Genomic DNA, 21180 nt, shown 5'->3' on the forward strand with positions numbered 1-21180 from the left:
TTTCCTTGTGCGGGAAGTCGGGGCGGTCAGGCGGAGGCCAGTGCGGCCACCGGCTCCTTGGCGGAATCGGCCGCCGTTGCCACGTTTGAGGCGTGTGCCGCGGCTGCGACGGCTGCCGCGACGTTGGCGGTCACGTGCGGGTCGAAGATGCTCGGGATGATGTAGCTGGCATTGAGCTCATTATCATTCACCCGGTTGGCGATTGCCTCCGCGGCGGCAACCAGCATTTCCGGAGTGATGTCGCTGGCTCCGACGTCCAGGAGCCCGCGGAAGAGGCCCGGGAAGGCCAGGACATTGTTGATCTGGTTGGGGAAGTCGCTGCGGCCGGTGGCCACGACGGCGGCGTGCCGGGATGCGATGGCCGGGTCCACCTCGGGCGTGGGGTTGGCCATGGCGAAAACGATGGAGTCCTTTGCCATGGAGGCGACGTGCTCCTCGTCCAGGATGTTCGGGGCGGAGACGCCGATGAAGACGTCCGCCCCTGCCAGGGCCTGGTGCAGGCTGCCGGAAAAACCTTCCTCGTTGGTGTTTTCTGCGATCCAGGTGCGGTGCGGATCGTTGTAGGTCTCACCCTTGTGGATGGCGCCGGAACGGCCTGCGGCCACGATGTGGTGTGCTCCCTGGGCCTTGAGCAGCTGGATGATCGCCGAACCGGCAGCCCCAACGCCGGAGACCACGATTTTTACGTCCTCGATCTTCTTTTCCACCACGCGCAGTGCGTTGACCAGGGCCGCGAGTGTCACGATGGCGGTGCCGTGCTGGTCGTCGTGGAACACCGGAATGTCGAGTTCTTCGCGCAGGCGCGCCTCGATCTCGAAGCAGCGGGGAGCGGCGATGTCCTCCAGGTTCACGCCGCCGAACACGGGCGCCAGGAGCTTGACCGTGCGGATGATCTCTTCGGTGTCCTGGGTATCCAGGCAGACCGGCCACGCGTCCACGTTGGCGAACTGCTTGAACAGGGCGGCCTTGCCCTCCATGACCGGCAGGGCGGCTGCGGGGCCGATGTTGCCCAGGCCCAGCACGGCGGAGCCATCGGTGACGACGGCGACAGTGTTCCGTTTGACCGTCAGGTTGCGGGCAGCGGCGGGGTCCTCGGCGATGGCCAGGCAAACGCGGGCGACGCCGGGGGTGTAGGCCCTCGAGAGGTCGTCGCGGTTGCGCAGCGGGACCTTCGGGACCACTTCGAGCTTGCCGCCGAGGTGCATCAGGAAGGTGCGGTCCGAGACGTGCTGGACGGTAACGCCGTCGAGGGCGTTAAGGGCGTCCTTGACCCGTGCTGCGTGGGCGTCGTCGGTGGTGTTGCAGGTGACGTCGACGACGAGGGTCTCGTGGTGTGACTCGGTGACGTCCAGCGCGGTGATGGCGGCGCCGGCTGCTCCCACGGCCGCCGCGAGCTCGCTGGTTGCGCTGAAGCTCGACGGTGCTTCCACGCGCAGGGTGATCGAATTTCCGGGGCTGGGGTTCGCCATTGAATGTCCTCCTGTTAGGCCTTGTCCGGCTGCTGCTTTGATCCGAATGTTTTCGTATTATGGATATTATTATCTACTTTATGGAAACACAACCCCTTCGCGATGTGACTGCCGAGGGACGTCGCCGTGCGTCCTGCCGTGCTGTATCTTGGGTGTTCTAAGCGACTCTTTTCACGATGTGGATAAGAGTTGTCGGATTCCGAGCCATAGGAGACAACGGAATGGCAGAAAAAGCCTCCGGCGGAGTGCAGTCGGTGGAGCGCGTCTTCGAGTTGCTGGAGCTCATTACGGATGCCGGCGGCGACGTCACGCTCAGTGAGCTGTCGTCCTCGACCGATTTGCCCCTGCCCACCATCCACCGCCTGCTCCGCACGCTGGTATCGCTCGGCTACATCCGGCAGCTGCCCAACCGGCGCTATGCCCTGGGGCCCCGGCTGATCAGGCTGGGCGAAGGCGCCAACAAGCAGCTCGGCGCCCTGGCCCGCCCGCAGCTCAAGACCCTGGTGGACCGCTTGGGGGAGACCTCCAACATGGCCGTGCTCGATTCGGACATGGTGATCTACGTGGCCCAGGTCCCGTCGCTGCACTCCATGCGCATGTTCACAGAGGTGGGCAGGCGCGCCCATACCCATGCCACCGGCGTCGGCAAGGCCATCCTGGCCCAGCTCGACGACGACACTGTCCGCGGCATCGTGGCCCGCGCCGGGATGCCCACGCCCACGGCCAAGAGCATCGGCGACGTCGAGGAACTCCTGGCCGACCTCAAGCTCATCCGCGAGCGGGGCTACTCCATCGACGAGGAGGAGCAGGAGCTCGGCGTCCGCTGCTTCGCGATGGCGGTGCCCAACGCCCCCACGCCCACAGCTATCTCGGTCTCCGGCCCGGTGTCCCGGGTGGATGAGAACTTCGCCGACAAAGCCGTCCCCATCCTCCGCGAAGCCGCGGAGGCCATCTCCCGCGAGCTCAACCGTACCTGAGGCACCCGGCCTGCAAAGGCTGCGCCAACCACGCACTACGGCGGCCCCCTCCTTTCGGAGCGGGCCGCCGTCGACGGTTTCAGGCAGGGTCAGTGTTCCGACGCCTTCTCGGATGACTGGACCGCTTCTGACGCCTGGACCGGGACTTCCTTCCCGTCACAGTCGATGAGCTTGCCGTTCTCGAACCGGTCGCCGTCCGCAAGGCAGCGGATGTCCTCCGCCTTGACCAGCCGCTCGGTGCCCGCGACGAAGACGGACTGGTTATCCGAATTTCCGGCGCGGAAGTGGTTGAACAGAAGGTTCAGCAGGATGGCCATGACGGCTGCCGAGCTGATGCCGGAGTGGAAGATGGTGCCGAACCAGGAGGGGAACTGGTCGTAGAACGTGGGGGCGGCGATGGGGATCATCCCGAAGCCGATGGAAGCGGCCACCACGATCAGGTTCATGTTGTTCTTGTAGTTCACCTTGGACAGGGTCCGGATGCCGCTGGCTGCCACCGTGCCGAAGAGCACGACGCCGGCACCGCCCAGGACGGGTGTCGGCACCGCTGCCACCACGCGGCCCAGGACGGGCAGCAGCCCGAGGACCACGAGGATTACGCCGCCGGCGCTGACCACGAACCTGCTCTTGACGCCGGTGATGGCCACGAGGCCCACGTTTTGTGCGAAGGCGCTCTGGGTGAAGGAGTTGAAGAGGGGGGACACAGCGCTGGAGAGCATGTCCGCGCGCAGGCCGTTGCCGATCCTCTTGGAGTCCACCTTGGTGCCTACGATCTCGCCCACCGCGATGATGTCCGCGGACGTCTCCGTGAGGGTGACCAGGATGACGATCAGCATGGAGATGATGGCAGCGACCTCAAACGTGGGCGGTCCGAAGGCGAAGGGCGTGGGAAAGGCGACGATCTCGCCCTGGCCCACCTTGGAGAAGTCGGCCATGCCGAAAACCAGGGCGATGAGAGTGCCCAGGACCATGGCAAGGAGGATGGAAAGCCGGGAGATGGCGGCGCTGCCCACCTTGCTCAGGAGCAGGACGATGCCCATGGTGCCGGCGGCCAGGCCGATGTTGGCCACGCTGCCATAGTTCGGAGCCTTGTTGTTGCCGCCCATGGCCCAGTTCGCGGCCACCGGCATCAGCGTCAGGCCGATGGTGGTAATCACGGTTCCGGTCACGACCGGTGGGAAGAAGCGGATGATCTTCGAGAACAGGGGAGTGATCAGCAGGCCGATCAGGGAGGCCGCAATGACGGATCCGAAGACCGCCTGGATCCCGCCGCCGCCGTGCACGATGGCCACCATGGTGGAGACACCGGCGAAGGAGACACCCTGTACCAGCGGCAGTTGCGAGCCGAAGAACGGAATGCCGACGGTCTGCAGGATGGTGGCAAGGCCGCCGACGAAGAGGCATGCCGCGATGAGCAGGCCGATGTCCTGGGAGTTCATCCCGGCGGCTGCGCCGATGATCAGGGGCGGGGCGATGATGCCGCCGTACATGGTCAGGACGTGCTGGAAGCCGTAGGCGAAGGTGCTTCCGATCGGGAGCCGTTGGTCCTCCGGGCGGCCCTTGGCCCCTTTACCGGCGGCCGCGGCGGCCGGTTTCTTCTTGGTGTTCATGGCAGACTTTCTTGGTTCATGGCAGACGTCATCGTCTGGCTAACTTGTGTCTGGCTAACAGGTGGGTATCGGCTGGCTCAACCACCGATGGTTGGTGGTTGAGCCTGCCGAAACCCTGGGATGGTGCTTTAGCAGAAGCCGGCGATGCCTGACCATGCAGCGGGTGCCGCGGTTGCGTCCTCGCGCTGGACGGTGGCCTCGATCAGGCCGTACGGCCTGTCGGCCGCGTAGAAGACCTCGTTGGGGTTGTCCAGGCCGAACGGCGAGAGATCCACGAGGAAATGGTGCTTGTTGGGCATCGAGAACTTGATTTCGTCGATCTCGCTGTGCGCCTCGAGCACCTTGGTGCCCATGTCGAACAGGGTCTGCTGCAGGGCGTGGGAGTACTTTTCGGTGAAGCCTTCGAGCAGGAGGCCCTTGACGTCGTCGTAATTTTTGTTGAAGTCCAGGCTGCTGAAGTCGGTCCCGGCCTTGAAACGCCAGCGGGCCGAGACGTCCGTGGCGAGGATGCGGTCGGTGGTCTCCGGAAGGGTCGTGTAGCGGTCGCGGGGGTAGCCCACGAAGCCGGACTCTGTGGACTTCAGGACCGTCAGGTCCGTCAGGCCGGAGATCAGGTGGCTGGTGGCGCCGTCGCGGACCAGGACGGCGGTACGGACTTCCTGGCCGTTGCGGACGAATGAGTGGTCGTGTTCGCTGCCGTGCGCCTGGATGCGGTCCCAGCTGTAGGACTCGGCTTCCCAGCGGCCGCCGGTGACCCAGTCGAAGCTGGAGGTGAAGTGCTCGCCGAGGCGCAGCAGGAAGGCTTCCGGTGAGCCGATGCCGTCACGGGCGAAGGCGTAGATGGTGTTTTTCTGGGTGTCAGTGGCCACCACGTGGGCGTTGTCGCCCTCAAGGTGGGCCGCGGCGAAGTCGCCCCGCAGTTGCGAGGTAACGTTCAGGTCTTCGATCTCGTGCCGGTTGGTGTCCCTGGTGATCTTGACGACGCGGACTTCGGCCTTGCCGTACTGGTTTTCGCCGAGGATGATCTTGCTGCTCATGGTCTTATCCCAATCTCCGGTAAGTGGAACCAAGGTTCCATCACTGAAATTAAGCGCGCGTTTCAAGCGCGTTTCCGGTGGAGCCGACCCAACAAAAAAGAGCCGGCATCCATTGATGCCAGCTCATTACGACCCTGCCTGCTGCTCCCAGGTTACGTGACGTGCGCCACGAGTTGCCTATCAGCGTACCCCCGCCGGCCGGTGGTGTACATCACAACTTCAAAATTCAGATTGTGACCGGAGTGCCCGGGAGGAGGCGCCGGCGGGCTGTTGACGCCTCGCACTCTCGCTTCTAGACTTTCGTATAGCAGAATTTGCTTTCCATAATATGAAATAAGGAGGTTTCGATGTACCAGCAAGACACCCCTCCCGTGCCGGCCGCCCAGGCCGCGGGAACCGGAGCGCCGGAGTTCTACCTCCCGCTCGGCGGCGGCATTGACCCGGATCTTTATGTGCCGGAAGAACGGCACCAGGAACGCGGGCGCTTCTCGCGCTGGGTCCACTCGCTGCCCGTATTCGGCCGGCGGATCTGAGTACAGCCCGGCGTACCTGCGGAACCGCGCCGGTAAACACAAGTAGCCGCTACTGGCGACCCCGGCTGGTAACTCCCATAGCCTGAGGCGGTAAGTAGTGGCCCGGAGCTGGGCTTGCGCGCCTGCCCGGGCCGGATGCCACTGAGCGCCGGGGAGGCAACGATGCAGGACATTATGGAGCAGCCCGGTTTCCGGCGCCGGCTGTGCGGAGCCTGCCCGTGAAAACCCGCCTGCTGCAGTGCGTGTGCTGTCTCCTGGTGATCGGGGGCCTGTCCGCCAGCGCGGTCCGCACCACCGCGGAACCCGGCCTGTCCGCGGATTCCGCTGAGGCGGCCTCCGGGTCTCCCGGCGTCATTGTTCCTGCACCCTCCGGAACTCCCGTAACTCCCGTAACTCCCGGAAGCCCAGGGGCTGACGCGCCGGCAGCGCCGACGGATTCCGCGGCTGTGCCCGGACTGGATGCCTCCACCGGCCAGGCCGCAGCGCCGGCCGAAGCCGCCCCCTCCGCCGCGCCCCCCGCCGATGACGCGGCCCAGGACGATTCGCTGAAGGGTAAATCTGTCGTGTCGAGCCAGGGACTGGCGCCCGCGGGGGTGCCCGGCTCCTGGCACCTGGTGTTCGATGAGGAGTTCAACACGCTGAACCCTGCGGTCTGGACCCCCTACTGGTTCAATGACTGCGATCCCAAATCCAAGATGAATGGTGTCAAGACCTGCTCCAGCAACGTGACGGTCGCCAATGGCGAGGCCGTCATCCAACTCTCCGACGCCGAGTCAGGAGGACTGCTGTCCACCAACCCCAAGGATGGGGTTCCCGGCCACGTGGGCTTTCAATACACCACGGGATACGTCGAAGCCAGGATCTACTTTCCCGGTACCTGCTCCGGCGGCATCCACAACTGGCCTGCCTGGTGGACCACCGGGCAGTCCTATCCCAAAACCGGTGAGATAGACATAGCAGAGCCCTTGGCGGGAAACATGAGCACCGTCTACCACTCTGCGAGCGGCGGCGAATTGGGCAGCGCCATCGTGGGGTGCTGGGCCGGCGGATACCATACCTACGGCGTGCACCGGATGGCGGGTATCAACGACATCTACTTCGACGGCCGGCGCGTCTACTCATATTCCTCACAGGACGGAAACGCGCCGCACTACCTGCTCCTGAACGTCGGACTCAATCCCAATCAGGGGACGTTCGGCCCCGTCGGTGCCATCAAGGTGGACTGGGTGCGCGCCTGGCAGTAGCAGCGTTACTCAGGAGCCGGGCCGCCCGGGCCACTGCTTGCCGGCCCAGGGGTCGTAGTCGGCGATGAGCTCTTCCTGCGGCGGCCGCTCATCCTCCGGGACGTGCTGGAGGTTCACGCGGACCCGGTACCACAGCGAGCTGGATCCGCGCATCCCATCGACAAGGACGTCGGCCGGCTGGAGCGCCCCCACTGCCGCGGGGTGCCCGGCCTTCCACTGATCGAGGGCTGCCAGCGCCTCGGGCTTGGTCTTGGTCCGGGCCACCTCGATGAGCGGCATGAGGGACTGCCGGCGGCCGGTTCCATTGCCGGCGCGGGGAGCCTTCTCCGCCGGGCCCAGCTTTTCGGCCAGGGCGAGGAGTCCGTCGAGTGCGCCCACGGCGTCATCGATACCGGCGTGCGGGTCCCCGATGTTCGCGAAGCGCTCCGGCACCGTCTGCACCGTGAACTGCTCCGGCCGGGCGGTACGGACCTCTTCCCACGTGAGCGGGGCGGACACCCGGGCGTCCGGCAGGGGCCTGACCGAGTAGGCCGAGGCAACGGTGCGGTCCTTGGCGTTCTGGTTGAAGTCCACGAACACGCTCTCGCCGCGCTCCTCCTTCCACCACCGTGCCGTGGCGAGTCCTGGCGCACGGTTTTCCACCTCCCGCGCAAGGGTTTCGGCGGCGAGCCGGACATCGCGGTACGACCACTGCGGGGCGATGCGAACCAGGATATGCAGCCCGCGGGACCCGCTGGTCTTGGGCCATCCCACCAGCCCCACGTCGTCCAGGACCTCCTGGGCCACGTAGGCGACGTCCACGATCTGCGACCAGTCCACGCCAGGCATCGGATCGAGGTCCACCCGCAGTTCGTCCGGGTGCTCCAGGTCTTCGGCCCGCACGGGATGCGGATTCAGGTCCAGGCAGCCAAGGTTGATCACCCAAGCCAGGCCCGCCGCATCCCGGATCACGGCTTCCTCCGCCGACGTGCCGGACGCGTAATGCAATGTGGTGGTGTCGATGAAGGGCGGGTGGTTCTCCGGCACGCGCTTTTGGAAGAAGGGTTCGGCGTTGATGCCCTTGGGGAACCGCTTGAGCACCATCGGCCGGCCTCCCGCTCCGCGCAGCGCCCCGTCCGCCACGGCCAGGTAATACCGCACCAGGTCGAGCTTGGTCAGCCCGGGTTCCGGGAATACCACCTTGTCCGGGCTCGAGATCCGCACCTCTTCGCCCTCTATGTCCAGAACCTCGGCCGGCGTCTTTGACGGAGTCATGCCGCCACGGTAGCAGTGGCCCGGACCCGTGTCAGCCGTTCACCGAGCCCCGTTTACCAGGCGCTTTGCCGCGGCTGAGTGCTCCGCGATGAGCCCTGCGATGTCAAGGCCGGGGATTTGCCCGTCCACGACGCGCCACCTGCCGCCCACCATCACCCGGTCGGCGCGGTCGGCGGCACACAGCAGCAGCGCGGCGACGGGATCATGGCTGCCGGAGAAGCGCAGGTCATCGAGCCTGAACAGGGCCAGGTCAGCCTGCATCCCGGGAGCCAGCTGGCCCAGCCCGGGGCGGCCCAGCACTGCGGCGGAACCCCGGGTGGCCCAACCAAGTGCCCGCTCCACCGGGACATCTGCGCCATAACGCAGGCGTTGGAGGTACAGCGCCTGCCGGGCCTCCAGGATCATGTTGGAGGCATCGTTCGACGCCGAGCCGTCCACTCCCAGCCCCACCGGAACTCCCGCGTCCTCAAGTTCCAGGACCCGGGCCGTGCCCGAGGCGAGCCGCATGTTGGAGGTGGGGCAATGGGCGACGGCGGTCCCCGCCGAGCCGAGGCGGGTGATCTCCGCGTCGCTGAAGTGGATCCCGTGCCCCAGCCAGGTGCGGTCCGTCAACCAGCCCACGCTGTCCAGGTAATCCACGGTCCGCAGCCCGAACATCTCCCGGCAGAAGTCCTCCTCGTCAAGGGTTTCGGCCAGGTGGGTGTGCAGCCGGACGTCCAGCCGTTCGGCGAGCGCAGCGCTCTCGGCCATGATTTCCTTGGTGACGGAGAACGGTGAACACGGCGCCAGGGCGATCTGGATGACCGCGTCCTCCCCGCGTTCGTGGTAGGCGCCGATCAGCCGTTCGCTGTCCGCCAGCACAACCTCCGGAGCCTGGACCGTTGACTGCGGCGGCAGGCCGCCGTCGTCCGTTCCCAGCGTCATGGAGCCGCGCGTGAGCGTGGCCCGCATGCCCAGCCGGCGCACCGCCGCCACCTCGATGTCGATGGCATCCTCCAGGCCGGCAGGAAAGAGGTAGTGGTGGTCGGCTGCGGTGGTGCAGCCGCTGAGCAGCAGCTCCGCGAGGGCCGCGGTGGCGGCGAGCTCCACGTCCTTGGGCGTGAGCCGGGCCCAGACCGGGTAGAGGTTCTGCAGCCAGGGGAACAGCGGGGCGTTGGCCACCGGACCCCAGGCGCGGGTGAGGGTTTGGTAGAAGTGGTGGTGCGTGTTGATGAGCCCCGGCAGCAGCACGTGGCTGCCGGCGTCGAACGTCTCGGCGCATGGTTCGGACGGCCGCTCTCCGGCGGCCAGAACCTCCGTGATGACGCCGCCGCTGACCACCACCCCGCCCGAGGCGTCAAGGCTGTTGGCGGTGAACGCGGCCTGCGGATTCCGGATCCAGAGCCGGGGTGCGGGTGCGGGATTGGGCTGGTGCATGGGATGTTCCTGTCCTGAGCGCGGTGGCAGTTGTTCCAGCTCAGTGAGGCCCTGTCTGCTGATCCAGGTGGCCGCGGCCGGGCCGCAGATTCGATGAGATTAGCCAGCCCGGGCGTGCGGCGTCAACACCGGCGGGATGTGACTGGGCGGCGTTAGCAACCCGAAACATGGATTTCACATTGCGAAATTAAATTTCCAGAAAACTATGGCGCGGACCACAAACCGGTGCTAATCTCGATTCTGCCAAAGGCGGGCACCCGAACCCGGGAAGCTATCTACCAGGCGCAACTTAACCTTCACAGCACATGCTGAAGCCTGGTAACCGTCGCACCTGGTTCTACTGGTCCTGCACGGCATCAGGCTTCCCGGCAAAAGGAAGTCGCATCATGAGTACCACCGTCACGGCCGAGCAGTTCCTGGCCAGATCAATCCGGCTGGCAACGGCCAACGTCCTGAACAGCGGCGGCCCTTTCGGCGCCATGATCGTCACCGCGGACGGCACAACGTTCGACGGCGTCAACCGCGTCACCGCGGACAACGATCCCACGGCCCACGCCGAAGTCACCGCCATCCGCACCGCATGCCGCGAACTCGGCACCTTCGACCTCAGCGGCGCGGTCCTCTACACCAGCTGCGAGCCATGCCCCATGTGCCTGGCCTCCGCCCTCTGGGCCCGTGTTGACCGCGTGGTCTACGCCGCAGACCGGCACGATGCCGCGTCGGTGGGCTTTGACGACGCCGTCTTTTACGAATACTTCGAAAACCAGGACAGGGATGCCCTGATGCCGGTATCCAAGCTGGAGCTGGGCGATCCCCAGGCCCCGACGCCACTGGAGCCGTTCAATACCTGGAACACGCTCGAATCCAGGATCGACTACTAGGCCGGGCGGCTGAGATGACCATCCTGGACCATTCCCACGAGGAGCATCCGGCTCCAACCACCAGCACCTCGCGGCGGTCGCCGCGCACCCCGGCGCAGGCCCTATCCGTACCCGGGCCGCCGGCGTCGGACTCCTTCCTGGACCGCTTCTTCCAGATCACCCGGCGCGGCTCAACCCTTGCCCGCGAATTCCGCGGCGGCCTGGTTACCTTCTTCACCATGGCGTACATCGTCATCCTGAACCCCCTGATCCTCGGCGGGTTCAGCGCGGACAACGCCCCCACCGACGTCGCCGGCGGCTGGCTTTCCGCATCCCAGGTGGGCGCCGTCACCGGCCTCACCGCCGGGGTCATGACCATCCTGTTCGGCCTCATCGCCAACCTGCCCTTCGGGCTCGCCGCCGGGCTGGGCATCAACTCCTTCCTGGCCGTCTCGGTGATCCACGAAGTCACCTGGCCCGAGGCTATGGGACTGGTGGTGATCAACGGCATCCTGATCGTGCTGTTCGGCGTCACCGGAGCCCGGACCGCCATCTTCAGGGCAGTTCCCAAGGAACTCAAGGCCGCCATCACCGTGGGCATCGGCCTGTTCATCGCCTTCATCGGCTTTGTTGACTCGGGCTTCGTCCGGCCCACCACCGGCGGTCCGCCCGTGCAACTGGGCGACGGCGGCTCCATCACCTCCGTGCCCACGCTGGTGTTCGTCGTCGGACTCCTGGCCATGGGCATCCTGGTGGCGCGCAAAGTGCAGGGCGGCCTGCTCATCGGCATCGTCGGCACCACCGTGCTGGCCGCCGTCGTGGAAGCCGTCCTGAAACTGGGCCCTGCCAGCACCACCAACCCCGGCGGCTGGCACCTTAACACCCCTGTCCTGTCCGGCCAGCTGGTCTCCGCACCCGACCTGGGCCTGGTGGGTCACTTCGACCTCTTTGGTTCGTTCAGCAGGATCGGCGGACTCGCGGCCACCATGCTGGTGTTCACGCTGGTGTTCACCAACTTCTTTGACGCCATGGGCACCATGACCGGCCTGGCCAAGAGCGCCGGCGTGGCCCACAAGGACGGCACGTTCCCGCGCCTGAAATCGGCCTTCATCGTTGAAGGCTTCGGCGCCGTGGCGGGCGGGGCAACCTCAGGTTCGTCCAACACGGTATACATCGACTCCGCGGCGGGTATCGGTGAGGGCGCGCGGACCGGCCTGGCCTCGGTGGTCACCGGCGTGCTGTTCCTCGGCTCGATGTTCCTCACCCCGCTCACCAGCGTGGTGCCGCTGGAGGTCGCCGCCGCCGCGCTGGTGGTGGTGGGCGCCATGATGATGGCCCAAATCCGCGAGATCAAGTTCACCAAGTTCACCGTGGCGCTGCCGGCATTCCTCACCATCGTGACCATGCCGCTGAGCTACTCGATCGCCAACGGCATCGGCGTGGGCTTCGTGAGCTGGGCAGTGATCGGGGCCGCGTCCGGCAAGGCAAAGAAGATCCATCCGCTGATGTGGGTGGTGAGCGCCGGGTTCCTGGTGTACTTCGCCCGCGGACCGATCAACCTCCTGCTGGGCGGCTGATCGTTGCCCCAACCAGACCAGGGGCCGGGCCAATGCTTGGCCCGGCCCCTGACAGGACAGACAATGGACACCACCGCCGCGCGGAAGAAGGAGTGCCGCCATGCTTGACCTGATCCCTTCGCTCGGCCCCTGGCTGCCACGGCTCGTGGACCGGCGGTTTGCCGTGGCCACCATCGTGGCTGCCTCCGGTTCGGTGCCCCGCCCCGTCGGCACCTCCATGCTGGTGGCGGAATCCGGTGAGGTGCTGGGCAGCCTCTCCGGGGGCTGCGTTGAAGGCGCCGTGGTGGCGCTCGCCCAGGAGGCAATGGACGACGACGTCCCGCGCCATAGGGTCTTCGGCTTCAGTTCCGCCGACGCCTTCGCGGCCGGGCTCACCTGCGGCGGACAGCTGGAGATTCACGTCCAGCCGGTGCCGGCGGGCGTTCCCGGTCAACCGGAGCACCCGCTCCGGGCCGCACTGCGGCAACTCGCCGGCCTCGGCCACGACGAACCCGTGGCGCTGGTACGGGTGCTGGGCACACAAGGTGGCGCCGCCGTCGTACTCCTTGATCCGGCGAAGTTCCGCGTGGCTGCCTCCCCGGAGCTGTCACCCGTACTGCACGGGGAGTCCGCGCTGCGGGTGGAGTCCATCCTGCGCAACGGCGGCGCAGGGCTGGTCCCGCTGGTCCAGGCAGGGGATTGCCTGCCGGACCGCGACGGCGATAGCCGGAGTTCCGGGGAACCCGCCGTCCTGGTGGAGTCCCGGCTCGCCCCGCCACGCATGCTGGTGTTCGGCGCCAACGATTTCGGGGCGGCCCTGGTGCCCGCGGCCAAGCTGCTCGGCTACCACGTGACCCTGGTGGACGCCCGGCCGGCCTTTGCCAGCCAGCCCCGCTTCGCCGCCGCCGACCAGGTGGTGACGGACTGGCCGCACCGCTACCTGGCTGCGGAAGCGGCAGCGGGGCGGATTGATACCCGCACCGTGGCCGCCGTCCTCACCCACGATCCCAAGTTCGATATTCCGCTGCTGGAGGCCGCGCTGGCCCTGGACCTCGCCTACGTGGGCGCCATGGGCTCCCGCCGCAGCCACCTCCAGCGGGTTGCCGAACTCCTTAGCGCCGGCGTCCCGCCGGAGCGGATTGCGCAGCTGCACTCACCCATCGGACTGGACCTCGGCGCCATCACTCCCGCCGAGGTGGCGGTGTCCGTCACCGCGGAAATTATCGCCGCCGGCAGCCGCGCCGCCAGCTGCCTGCCGCTGCGCGAAACGTCCGGCACCATCCACCCGCACCCCACGCATTCCCACCTGGCGCCGGCAACGGCGCCCACAGACCTTACCCCGCAGGAGATCGCATGGACATGAACACCATCGAGGCGGTGGTCCGCACCACCGACCCCGCACAATGGCGCGACGGCGACGCCTGGCTGGCCGGCGGAACGGTCCTCTTCTCCTACGGCAGCTACGCCTTTGGGCCCCAGCCCCTCAAGCGGCTCCTGGACCTCGGGGCAGCAGGCTGGACGCCCATCACCGTCACCGACGACGGCATTGACCTTGCCGCCACCTGCACCATTGCCGAGCTGTACAAACTGCCCGGTATGGCGGCTGCGGACGGCCGCGGCTGGTCCGGGCTGGACCTGGTCCGGGCCTGCTGCGATTCCTTCGTGGCCTCCTTCAAGGTGTGGAACATGTCCACGGTGGGCGGCAACCTCTGCACGTCGCTGCCCGCCGGGCCGGTCATCTCGCTCTGCGCCGGGCTGGACGGGGTGGCCACCATCCTCACTCCGGGCGGCGGAAGCCGCAACGTCCCGGTCTCGGACTTCGTGACCGGTGACGCCGCCAACTGCCTGGCACCGGGCGAGCTGCTCCGCAGCGTCCACCTCCCGGCGTCGGCCCTTTCCTCACGCGTGGCGTTCCGCCGCCTGTCCCTGAGCAACCTGGGCCGGTCCGGGGTGCTCCTGATCGGACGGCTCGACGCCGGAGCCTCGCTGGTCCTGACCGTCACCGCCGCCACCAAACGGCCGGTGCAGCTGCGCTTCGACGGCCTGCCCGATGCCGACCGGCTCGCAGCTGCCCTGGACGACGCCATCCCGGCCGGGCTCTACCACGACGACATCCACGGGCTGCCGGCCTGGCGCCGCGACATGACCTACCGGCTGGCAGAAGAAATCCGCGCCGAACTTGCCGTGCCGGCCGGTGTGCCCGGGCTGCGCTTCTCCGGAGACTTCTGGCCACCCCGCACCGGTGCAGCACCGGCAGCCGGGTCCACCACACTTCCGAAAGGGGCCTGAGCATGGCCATCGAGATCAACGGCACCACGTCCGAGGCTGCTCCGCGGCCCGGGCAGTGCCTGCGCACCTTCCTGCGCGAGCAGGGCAACCTCGGCGTCAAGAAAGGCTGCGACGGCGGCGACTGCGGAGCCTGCACGGTGCACGTGGACGGCACCCCGGTCCACAGCTGCATCTACCCCGCAGTCCGCGCCGAAGGCCATGCCGTGACCACCATCGAGGGGCTGGCCGGCACCACTGACGGCGGCCTGCATCCGGTGCAGCAGCAGTTCCTGGAGCGGCAGGGCTTCCAATGCGGCTTCTGCACGGCCGGCATGGTGATGACCGCGGCCACGTTCGACGACGCGCAGAGGGACAACCTGCCTCGCAACCTCAAAGGCAACCTCTGCCGGTGCACCGGCTACCGCGCCATCGCCGATGCCGTCTGCGGGCACGCAGGCCACCCGGATACCGAAGGGCCGGGCTCGGGCATCGCGGGCGAAGGCCAGCCGGATCCGGAGCCGGGCCGGCTGGGCGACGACGTTCCGGCCCCGGCCAGCCGCGCCGTGGTCACTGGGGCTGCGCGCTACACGCTCGACGTCCCCCCGGAACAGCAGCAAGGGCTGCTGCATTTGAAGATCCTCCGTTCCCCGCACGCGCATGCCCGGGTAGTGTCCATCGACAAGGACGCGGCGCTGAACGTGCCCGGCGTGGTGGCGGTCCTCACCTCCGAGGACGCGCCGGCGCAGCTGTTTTCCACGGCCCAGCACGAACTCTTCACCGATGACCCGGACGATACCCGGGTCCTCGATGACGTGGTCCGGTTCATCGGCCAGCGGGTGGCCGCCGTCGTGGCGGAGTCGGTGGCTGCCGCGGAAGCCGGCGTCCGCGCCCTGCAGGTGGAGTACCAGGAACTACCTGCAGTCTTTTCGCCGCAGGAAGCGCTGCTCCCTGGCGCCGCACTGGTCCACGGAGACAAGGATGCTGCGAAAGCGCGTATCGCCCGCCCGGAGCGGAATGTGGTGGCTGAACTGCACTCGGAACTGGGAAACGTCGCCGACGGCTTCACTGCCGCCGACTTCATCCACGAACAGACCTACCGGACCCAGCGCGTCCAGCACGTCGCCCTGGAAACCCACGCTGCCATCGCCATGGTGGACGACGACGGCCGGCTGCAGGTGCGCACGTCCAGCCAGGTCCCGTTCCTGGTGCGCCGCACGCTGTGCCGGGTGTTCGGGCTCGAGGAGGACCGCGTGCACGTGGTGGCAGGACGCGTGGGCGGCGGTTTTGGCGGCAAGCAGGAGGTCCTTACCGAGGACCTCGTGGCGCTCGCGGCCCTGAAACTGAAGCGCCCGGTCCAGCTGGAACTGACCCGCACCGAACAGTTCATCGCCACCACCACCCGGCATCCGTTCACCATCAAGCTGAAGGCCGGGGCCAGCAAGGACGGGAAGCTGACGGCCCTGGAGCTGGACGTGGTGACCAACACCGGCGCCTACGGCAACCACGGCCCGGGCGTCATGTTCCACGGGTGCGGCGAATCGCTGGCGGTGTACAACTGCGCCAACAAGAAAGTGGACGCCCACTCGGTGTACACCAACACTGTGCCGGCCGGTGCTTTCCGCGGGTATGGGCTGAGCCAGATGATCTTCGCCATCGAGTCCGCCATGGATGAACTGGCCACCGGCATCGGCATGGATCCGCTGGAGTTCCGCCGCCGGAACATGGTCCGCGAAGGGGATCACATGCTGTCCACCCAGCCGGACCCGGAGGAGGACGTCCACTACGGCAGCTACGGGCTGGACCAATGCCTGGACCTGGTCCGGGATGCGCTGGACCGTGGCCGCGAACGTTACCGGCAGGCCGGCCTTGAGGACCCGGGGCCGGACTGGATGGTGGGCGAGGGCGCGGCCCTTTCCATGATCGACACCGTCCCGCCGCGAGGCCACTTTGCCCATGCCCGGCTCCGTCTCCTGCCGGACGGGACGTACCAGGCCGACGTCGGGACCGCCGAGTTTGGCAACGGCACTACCACTGTCCACGCCCAGCTCGCCGCCACGGCGTTGTCCACGGAAGCGTCACGGGTGGCGGTGCGGCAATCGGACACGGACCTGGTGGAGCACGATACCGGGGCGTTCGGTTCGGCCGGCACCGTGGTGGCGGGCAAGGCCACCCTTGAAGCAGCCGAAGAACTGGCTATCCGTCTCCGGGCGTTCGCGGCGGGCATCCGCCAGACGCAGGCTTCCGCGTGCGTCCTCGACGGCGACGCCGTGGTGGTCGACGGAACCCGTGTGGCACTGGCTGAACTGGCGCAGGCCGCCGCGGAAGCCGGCGTCGAACTCGCCGCAGAGGGCCGCTGGGGGGGCACGCCGCGCTCTGTCGCGTTCAACGTTCACGGCTTCCGGGTGGCGGTGAACCGCGGTACCGGCGAGCTGAAGATCCTGCAGAGCGTGCAGGCAGCTGATGCCGGCGTGGTGGTCAACCCGCGCCAGTGCCGGGGACAGATTGAAGGCGGGATCGCCCAGGCCATTGGTGCCACGCTGTACGAGGAAGTGGTGGTGAACGACGACGGCAAGGTCACCACGGACATCCTGCGGCAGTACCACATTCCGACCTTTGCGGACGTGCCGCGCAGCGAGGTGTACTTCGCAGACACGAATGACAAGATGGGGCCGCTGGGCGCGAAGTCGATGAGCGAGAGTCCGTTCAACCCGGTGGCCCCGGCACTCGCCAACGCCATCCGGAATGCCACCGGGGTGCGGTTCGCACAGCTTCCCATTGCCCGGGACCGGATCTACCTGGGCTTGAAGGAAGCGGGGCTCGTCCCGGCGAAATACGAGACCTCCAATTTTGCTGGCACATGATCAGGTTGGGCGTCCTAGAGATTCTTTAGCCTTGATGTCTTTTGCGCAGCAGAGGCGCCAGGGAAACTATTGCAGTTAGTGCTGAGCCCAGTAGGCCGAGAGTCGCGGTAAGTACACCCAGCGCCGAGGGCGGGATATTCCGTGCTTGACTGCTCAGGTCGTAAAGCGATTGCGGGTTTGTGAAGTTGTCTGCTACCCATGCCAGAGCTAATGAACCAGTGCCGGCGAGCACTAATAAGAAGATGAGCGCTTTCGTACTTGAACGGTTCTTGCTGTGTAAGTCGACTTCGTCATCTGGACTAGTACCTTCCGCTTTAGCCAGGGAAAAGCGCAGCCCCTTCCGGTTCGGTGTTCCTCCGTCCGCGATGATGGTTGCGGATTTGCTGATCCAATCGTCAACCATGGTTTGAGTCATATCCCCGGCGGGATGAAGGTGCAGGAGGGCCGCTTCGTCAAGAAGAGGTCGTATCTTTCGCCGCCACACCCTTTGAGTCAACTCGTTGCTGGGAGATGCCGCAGAGGGAAGGGGACGGAATCGGTTGAGCAGCACTTCCTCGACGCGAGTTAAGGAGTGCAAACTCAGCCTGGCTGATGGTTCCGACCGTTTAAATTGGGTTCGTTGTGTTGAGTGCAATAGCCAAAGGGCAGCGCTCAAATATTGCCACTCAAAGGGTGCTCTTGCTCGCCACCTGGAATCGCGAAACTCGTAGGTGGCAAGTAAGGGAATGAAGCATAGTAAAGTTATGCCCCAGCATAAGAGGGTTTCGGATAGGGGAAGCTTATGCAGAATTCCTTCTACAGAAACAAATGTGAGTTGCCCGACGCCATATAGCGCAGACAGCAGGGCCATGATCCAAGGGGCCACGAAAAGAGCATCATTAGCCTTGCTGGCAGCTCGGACGTTTTGCAGATGACGACTAGTGAGGCGCCTCCAAGCGACGGCCGACAGATTACCGTCATGGGGCAACGGATAACTGAACCACCGGATGATTTTGCCTGGAGCCCGCGCTAAAACCTTCTCAGAGGTGGACAACTGATGTGGCTTGCTGCTGTAAGACCAACGAACGAAGCACACCGATGTTAACCATGCAGCGCAGTTCACCAAGTTAAGGAGGGAAATCCAATCGACTACACCACTGATATCCATTACTCTCCTGCATAATCGATGGGCCCTGCTATAAGGCGTACTTGTCTATGAGCACCGTAACGGTCAGCGGTGACAGTCGCTTTCGCATAGTGGTGGAGTCCTTCAGCCGGAACGGCTCGCCGTAAAATTCCGGCTGCGGGGAAGCCCGCCATATAGTCAGGGGATGGAACAGCGGATTTTAGGCAAGACCGGACGAAACGTCTCCATCGTGGGGCTCGGCACCTGGCAGCTTGGCGCGGACTGGGGCACCGTGGACCCGGCACAGGCCCAGGCCATCCTCGCTGCCTCCGTGGAGGCGGGCGTCACCTTCTTTGACACCGCCGATGTCTATGGCGACGGAAAGAGCGAGCAGGCGATCGGGAAATTCCTCGCCGACAACCCGGGGCACGGCGTCACCGTGGCCACCAAGATGGGCCGCCGGATGGAACAGCGGGCGGAAAACTATTCGTTGGGCAACTTCCGCCAGTGGGTGGACCGCTCACGGAAGAACCTGGGCACCGACACCCTGGACCTGGTCCAGCTGCACTGCCCGCCCACCGCCGTCTACAGCAACAATGAGGTGTATGACGCCTTGGACACGCTCGTCGCCGAAGGGGCCATCCGCAACTACGGTGTCAGCGTGGAACGAACGGACGAGGCCCTGGAAGCCATCCGCCACGAAGGGACCGCATCGGTCCAAATCATCCTGAACGCCTTCCGGCTCAAGCCTCTTGATGAAGTCCTCCCCGCCGCGAAGGCCGCCGGGGTAGGCATCATTGCCCGGGTGCCGCTGGCGTCTGGGCTGCTGTCCGGAAAGTACTCGAAAGACACCACCTTCGCGGAGAACGACCACCGGAATTACAACCGGCACGGCGAAGCCTTTGACGTGGGGGAGACCTTCTCCGGCGTGGACTTTGAACTGGGCCTGAAGGCGGTGGCGGAGTTCGAGCAGCTGGTGCCCGCCGGGGCCACCACGGCGCAGGCCGCCATCGCCTGGATCGCGGCGCAGGACGGCGTCACCTCCGTCATCCCGGGCGCGCGCAACGTGGAACAGGCCCAGGGCAACGCTGCGGCAGCCGGCGTAAGCGTCGGGAAAGAGTTCGACGACGGCGTCCGCTGGATTTACGACCACTACTTCCGCGAGGCCGTCCACCCGCGCTGGTAGCCCTTCGCCGACTGCCCCATGCCTCGCTTCGCTCGCCACGGGGACCCCGGGCGGCTCTCTTACCAACTCCGCTTTGTGGCACGTCGGCGGCAAGGAGGTCACCAGTGACCAAGCGGGCGGACTACGGGGCGGTGCTGGAATCGCTGCCACCCGAACAGTGGGAGGCGTATCTCGCCGCTGAGTCCGGGCTGCCCGGGCCGCGTGGCAACATCGAACTGGCGGAAGCGTTCGCCGATGTGGCGGATCCCGCCCTGATCCGCATGTACGCCCGGAGCCCGGATGAATACTTTGCCGTGTGCGGTGCCATCGGCTACGGCCGGCTCCTTGCCGAAGGCGATCCCGAGGCCGCCCAAACCCTGAGGGTGCTGGCCGAAGACGGCCGATGGCGCGTGCGCGAGGGCGTGGCGATGGCGTTGCAACGGCTGGGAGACAGGGACATGCCGGGGTTGTGGAAACTGGCCTCGGATTGGCTCACCGATGGACCCCTGGTGCAGCGTGCCGTGGCGGCCGGGATCTGCGAACCGCGCCTGCTCCTGCGGCCGGAAGACGCCGCCAAGGCGGTCGAGGTGCTGGACGCGATCACCGCGGCCATTGAGGGAACTGATCCCGGGACACGGAGGACGGACCAGTTCCGGGTGCTGCGCCAGGCACTTGGATACTGCTGGAGTGTCGCCGTCGCCGCTTCTCCGGTGCCGGGTATTGCGCACCTGGAACGGTGGGCTTCGAGCCGGGACAAGGACGTGCTCTGGATACTGCGCGAGAACCTCAAGAAGGCCCGCCTTGCCAGGGCCGATCCGGCTGCTGCAGAGCGTCTTGCCGCCCGACTGGAAGAGCACCGTGAATGAGCGCTCCCGCCATCGCCGCTTTTGTTGAGCGGCTGGCAGCCGTGGAGATGGGGCCTGCCTGCAACAACTTCTTTAACCATTCGGTCCCGGCTAAATGAGCTGCGCCGCCGCAACCTGGAAATCTACCTGCAGGAGATGCTCGACCGGCAGCCCGGGATACTGCTGTTAGGGGAGGCCCCGGGATACAGGGGCATGCGCATCACCGGGGTGCCCTTCACCAATCGGACCATCCTGGAGGGCCCGGCCAACAGCTTCGGGCTTTTCGGCCCCGGGAAGGGCTACGTGCTTCCACCCGAAGCTGTGGGAGTTGCCGCGGAGCCGACGGCCACGGTGCTGTGGCAGGTGCTGGAAGAAGTGGGGCTCTTGCCACTGCTGTGGAGCGCCTTCCCATGGCACCCCCATCAGCCGGGGAAGCCGCTCTCGAACCGCACGCCCAAGCCCTCGGAAACGAAGCTCGGGACACCTTTCTGGCAGGCGCTCGCTGAATTGTTCGGCATCAGCTCCATCGTGGCTGTGGGCAACGTTGCCCGGCACAGCCTGCAGCGCAGCGGACTCGAGGTACCCAAAATCCGGCATCCCGCCCACGGCGGCCGCTCCGGCTTCATGCAGGGCCTAGAGGAATTGCTCGACGCCGGTGGTTGAGCTTGTCGAAACCCAACCATTCTTTTTTGTGGGCATGGTCCTGGCGGCCTTAAATGTCGTACCCCTTGGTGATGATTGTTGTATGGGGAAAGCGGCGGTGGTGGGGGCGTTCGAGGATATCTGTGCTGCCCTTGCCGTGCTTCTTGCTGAGGTCGACGGGTCCGGTGCGGAGTCGTTTTCGGTTGCTGATCCGTTGGCGGGGTTGGCGGATGGGTGCCTGGAAGTCTTGGACGGTGTCCGTGAGGTGGAGGCCAGGGTCGCTGGTCTGAAAGCCAGGGCTGCGGTGGGGTATGCGGATGCTGCCGGTGTTGTTGCGG

General features: G+C 66.2%; 16 protein-coding genes and 2 pseudogenes. 12 read left to right on the top strand and 6 right to left on the bottom strand.

What is annotated here, in order from left to right; translation table 11 throughout:
- Positions 1–26: 26 nt before the first annotated feature.
- Positions 27–1469, bottom strand: a complete 1443-nt coding sequence (locus AB4Y79_RS14715; RefSeq protein WP_441863187.1) for an NAD-dependent malic enzyme — start codon at positions 1467–1469, stop codon at positions 27–29.
- Positions 1470–1690: 221 nt separating this feature from the next.
- Here AB4Y79_RS14715 and AB4Y79_RS14720 point away from each other — a divergent pair, with 221 nt between their 5' ends.
- The gene (locus AB4Y79_RS14720; RefSeq protein WP_441863190.1) at positions 1691–2446 is read left to right on the top strand and encodes an IclR family transcriptional regulator; all 756 of its coding nucleotides are present in this window, start codon (positions 1691–1693) and stop codon (positions 2444–2446) included.
- Positions 2447–2535: 89 nt separating this feature from the next.
- On the opposite strand, the gene AB4Y79_RS14725 is transcribed toward AB4Y79_RS14720, so the two are convergent.
- Positions 2536–4056 carry a nucleobase:cation symporter-2 family protein gene (locus tag AB4Y79_RS14725; RefSeq protein ID WP_441863193.1) on the bottom strand — a complete coding sequence of 507 codons (1521 nt, stop codon included), beginning with the start codon at positions 4054–4056 and terminating at the stop codon, positions 2536–2538.
- A gap of 128 nt (positions 4057–4184) precedes the next feature.
- Positions 4185–5093 carry a factor-independent urate hydroxylase gene (gene pucL / locus AB4Y79_RS14730; protein WP_441863195.1) on the bottom strand — a complete coding sequence of 303 codons (909 nt, stop codon included), beginning with the start codon at positions 5091–5093 and terminating at the stop codon, positions 4185–4187.
- Positions 5094–5440: 347 nt separating this feature from the next.
- Between pucL and AB4Y79_RS14735 the strand changes: the two genes are divergently transcribed.
- Positions 5441–5626 (top strand): hypothetical protein, encoded by a 186-nt coding sequence (locus tag AB4Y79_RS14735; RefSeq protein WP_441863198.1) that lies wholly within the window; start codon positions 5441–5443, stop codon positions 5624–5626.
- 218 nt (positions 5627–5844) lie between these two features.
- Positions 5845–6870: a hypothetical protein gene (locus AB4Y79_RS14740; RefSeq protein WP_441863200.1), complete on the top strand. Its 1026-nt coding sequence runs from the start codon at positions 5845–5847 to the stop codon at positions 6868–6870.
- Between the two features lie 9 nt (positions 6871–6879).
- On the opposite strand, the gene ligD is transcribed toward AB4Y79_RS14740, so the two are convergent.
- Together ligD and AB4Y79_RS14750 are read right to left on the bottom strand one after the other, a co-directional pair.
- Complete coding sequence (ligD, locus tag AB4Y79_RS14745; protein ID WP_441863203.1) at positions 6880–8124, bottom strand: non-homologous end-joining DNA ligase; 1245 nt, start codon at positions 8122–8124, stop codon at positions 6880–6882.
- A gap of 39 nt (positions 8125–8163) precedes the next feature.
- On the bottom strand, positions 8164–9540 hold the full coding sequence (locus AB4Y79_RS14750) for an 8-oxoguanine deaminase (protein ID WP_441863206.1): 1377 nt from the start codon (positions 9538–9540) through the stop codon (positions 8164–8166).
- A 386-nt stretch (positions 9541–9926) separates the two neighbouring features.
- Between AB4Y79_RS14750 and AB4Y79_RS14755 the strand changes: the two genes are divergently transcribed.
- The 5 genes from AB4Y79_RS14755 (at position 9927) to AB4Y79_RS14775 (ending at position 17085) form a co-directional block, all read left to right on the top strand.
- On the top strand, positions 9927–10421 hold the full coding sequence (locus AB4Y79_RS14755; protein ID WP_441863209.1) for a nucleoside deaminase: 495 nt from the start codon (positions 9927–9929) through the stop codon (positions 10419–10421).
- 14 nt (positions 10422–10435) lie between these two features.
- The gene (locus tag AB4Y79_RS14760; protein WP_441863212.1) at positions 10436–11977 is read left to right on the top strand and encodes an NCS2 family permease; all 1542 of its coding nucleotides are present in this window, start codon (positions 10436–10438) and stop codon (positions 11975–11977) included.
- Between the two features lie 100 nt (positions 11978–12077).
- Complete coding sequence (locus AB4Y79_RS14765; RefSeq protein WP_441863215.1) at positions 12078–13319, top strand: XdhC family protein; 1242 nt, start codon at positions 12078–12080, stop codon at positions 13317–13319.
- Positions 13310–14245: an FAD binding domain-containing protein gene (locus AB4Y79_RS14770; protein ID WP_441863217.1), complete on the top strand. Its 936-nt coding sequence runs from the start codon at positions 13310–13312 to the stop codon at positions 14243–14245. Before AB4Y79_RS14765 ends, AB4Y79_RS14770 begins: the two co-directional genes overlap by 10 nt.
- A 2-nt stretch (positions 14246–14247) precedes the next feature.
- A complete protein-coding gene (locus tag AB4Y79_RS14775; RefSeq protein ID WP_441863220.1) occupies positions 14248–17085 on the top strand; it encodes a molybdopterin-dependent oxidoreductase in 2838 nt (945 codons plus the stop codon).
- 25 nt (positions 17086–17110) lie between these two features.
- On the opposite strand, the gene AB4Y79_RS14780 is transcribed toward AB4Y79_RS14775, so the two are convergent.
- On the bottom strand, positions 17111–17488 hold the full coding sequence (locus AB4Y79_RS14780; RefSeq protein ID WP_441863222.1) for a hypothetical protein: 378 nt from the start codon (positions 17486–17488) through the stop codon (positions 17111–17113).
- Between the two features lie 907 nt (positions 17489–18395).
- On the opposite strand from AB4Y79_RS14780, the gene AB4Y79_RS14785 reads away from it, so the two are divergent.
- From AB4Y79_RS14785 to AB4Y79_RS14800, 4 genes and pseudogenes are all read left to right on the top strand, one after another.
- A complete protein-coding gene (locus AB4Y79_RS14785) occupies positions 18396–19376 on the top strand; it encodes an aldo/keto reductase (RefSeq protein WP_441863224.1) in 981 nt (326 codons plus the stop codon).
- A 104-nt stretch (positions 19377–19480) separates the two neighbouring features.
- Entirely contained in the window at positions 19481–20221 is a 741-nt protein-coding gene (locus tag AB4Y79_RS14790) for a HEAT repeat domain-containing protein (protein WP_441863226.1), read from the top strand.
- Positions 20218–20863, top strand: a pseudogene (locus AB4Y79_RS14795) (uracil-DNA glycosylase). The gene AB4Y79_RS14790 and the pseudogene AB4Y79_RS14795 overlap by 4 nt, the downstream one beginning before the upstream one ends.
- A pseudogene (locus AB4Y79_RS14800) lies at positions 20856–21180 on the top strand (hypothetical protein); the annotation flags it as partial. The pseudogenes AB4Y79_RS14795 and AB4Y79_RS14800, both read left to right, overlap by 8 nt.

This window comes from Pseudarthrobacter sp. YAF2 (genome assembly GCF_052113345.1).
Lineage (GTDB): Bacteria > Actinomycetota > Actinomycetes > Actinomycetales > Micrococcaceae > Arthrobacter.

Excerpts from the sequence above, each read along its gene's own strand:
- AB4Y79_RS14775 (WP_441863220.1), top strand. The coding sequence starts at position 14,248 with ATGGCCATCGAGATCAACGGCACCACGTCCGAGGCTGCTCCGCGGCCC.
- AB4Y79_RS14750 (WP_441863206.1), bottom strand. The coding sequence starts at position 9,540 with ATGCACCAGCCCAATCCCGCACCCGCACCCCGGCTCTGGATCCGGAAT.
- AB4Y79_RS14780 (WP_441863222.1), bottom strand. The coding sequence starts at position 17,488 with ATGGTTGACGATTGGATCAGCAAATCCGCAACCATCATCGCGGACGGA.
- AB4Y79_RS14735 (WP_441863198.1), top strand. The coding sequence starts at position 5,441 with ATGTACCAGCAAGACACCCCTCCCGTGCCGGCCGCCCAGGCCGCGGGA.
- AB4Y79_RS14715 (WP_441863187.1), bottom strand. The coding sequence starts at position 1,469 with ATGGCGAACCCCAGCCCCGGAAATTCGATCACCCTGCGCGTGGAAGCA.
- AB4Y79_RS14765 (WP_441863215.1), top strand. The coding sequence starts at position 12,078 with ATGCTTGACCTGATCCCTTCGCTCGGCCCCTGGCTGCCACGGCTCGTG.
- AB4Y79_RS14760 (WP_441863212.1), top strand. The coding sequence starts at position 10,436 with ATGACCATCCTGGACCATTCCCACGAGGAGCATCCGGCTCCAACCACC.
- AB4Y79_RS14720 (WP_441863190.1), top strand. The coding sequence starts at position 1,691 with ATGGCAGAAAAAGCCTCCGGCGGAGTGCAGTCGGTGGAGCGCGTCTTC.
- pucL (WP_441863195.1), bottom strand. The coding sequence starts at position 5,093 with ATGAGCAGCAAGATCATCCTCGGCGAAAACCAGTACGGCAAGGCCGAA.
- AB4Y79_RS14785 (WP_441863224.1), top strand. The coding sequence starts at position 18,396 with ATGGAACAGCGGATTTTAGGCAAGACCGGACGAAACGTCTCCATCGTG.
- ligD (WP_441863203.1), bottom strand. The coding sequence starts at position 8,124 with ATGACTCCGTCAAAGACGCCGGCCGAGGTTCTGGACATAGAGGGCGAA.
- AB4Y79_RS14725 (WP_441863193.1), bottom strand. The coding sequence starts at position 4,056 with ATGAACACCAAGAAGAAACCGGCCGCCGCGGCCGCCGGTAAAGGGGCC.
- AB4Y79_RS14755 (WP_441863209.1), top strand. The coding sequence starts at position 9,927 with ATGAGTACCACCGTCACGGCCGAGCAGTTCCTGGCCAGATCAATCCGG.
- AB4Y79_RS14770 (WP_441863217.1), top strand. The coding sequence starts at position 13,310 with ATGGACATGAACACCATCGAGGCGGTGGTCCGCACCACCGACCCCGCA.